Consider the following 1,313-nt stretch of genomic DNA (forward strand, 5'->3'; position numbering starts at 1 on the left):
ACGCCCCGCGTGGGCCTATACGCTGCCGGCAGCACTGCTGCTGATGGCTCCTTTCGACATCCTCGCTTCACTGGCGATGGATATTTATCTCCCTGTCGTTCCAGCGATGCCCGGCATCCTGAACACGACGCCCGCTATGATCCAACTCACGTTGAGCCTCTATATGGTGATGCTCGGCGTGGGCCAGGTGATTTTTGGTCCGCTCTCAGACAGAATCGGGCGACGGCCAATTCTACTTGCGGGCGCAACGGCTTTCGTCATTGCGTCTCTGGGAGCAGCTTGGTCTTCAACTGCACCGGCCTTTGTCGCTTTCCGTCTACTTCAAGCAGTGGGCGCGTCGGCCATGCTGGTGGCGACGTTCGCGACGGTTCGCGACGTTTATGCCAACCGTCCTGAGGGTGTCGTCATCTACGGCCTTTTCAGTTCGATGCTGGCGTTCGTGCCTGCGCTCGGCCCTATCGCCGGAGTATTGATCGGCGAGTTCTTGGGATGGCAGGCGATATTCATTACTTTGGCTATACTGGCGATGCTCGCACTCCTAAATGCGGGTTTCAGGTGGCACGAAACCCGCCCTCTGGATCAAGTCAAGACGCGCCGATCTGTCTTGCCGATCTTCGCGAGTCCGGCTTTTTGGGTTTACACTGTCGGCTTTAGCGCCGGTATGGGCACCTACTTCGTCTTCTTCTCGACGGCTCCCCGTGTGCTCATAGGCCAAGCGGAATATTCCGAGATCGGATTCAGCTTTGCCTTCGCCACTGTCGCGCTTGTAATGATCGTGACAACCCGTTTCGCGAAGTCCTTTGTCGCCAGATGGGGCATCGCAGGATGCGTGGCGCGTGGGATGGCGTTGCTTGTTTGCGGAGCGGTCCTGTTGGGGATCGGCGAACTTTACGGCTCGCCGTCATTCCTCACCTTCATCCTACCGATGTGGGTTGTCGCGGTCGGTATTGTCTTCACGGTGTCCGTTACCGCGAACGGCGCTTTGGCAGAGTTCGACGACATCGCGGGATCAGCGGTCGCGTTCTACTTCTGCGTTCAAAGCCTGATAGTCAGCATTGTCGGGACATTGGCGGTGGCACTTTTAAACGGTGACACAGCGTGGCCCGTGATCTGTTACGCCACGGCGATGGCGGTACTGGTTTCGTTGGGGCTGGTGCTCCTTCGGCTCCGTGGGGCTGCCACCGAGAAGTCGCCAGTCGTCTAACCGACGACTGGTAGCAGGCCCGCTCCGATGCGGCGCACTAACCATCGAAACCTCGTGAATGTCGGTATCCTGTCTGGCAGGATACCGCTCATTTCCCTTGTTCAGTTCA

At 58.3% G+C, this 1,313-nt stretch carries 1 protein-coding gene and 1 pseudogene; both read left to right on the top strand.

Going from position 1 to position 1,313, the window contains the following annotated elements; all coding sequences use genetic code 11:
- On the top strand, positions 1–1,204 hold a 1,204-nt coding region (gene floR / locus FTV42_RS16970), incomplete at its 5' end, for a chloramphenicol/florfenicol efflux MFS transporter FloR (RefSeq protein WP_218947021.1).
- A 27-nt stretch (positions 1,205–1,231) separates the two neighbouring features.
- A pseudogene (locus tag FTV42_RS17760) lies at positions 1,232–1,313 on the top strand (LysR family transcriptional regulator); the annotation flags it as partial.

Source organism: Acinetobacter sp. YH16052, assembly GCF_013417155.1.
In the GTDB taxonomy this organism is placed as follows: Bacteria; Pseudomonadota; Gammaproteobacteria; order Pseudomonadales; family Moraxellaceae; genus Acinetobacter.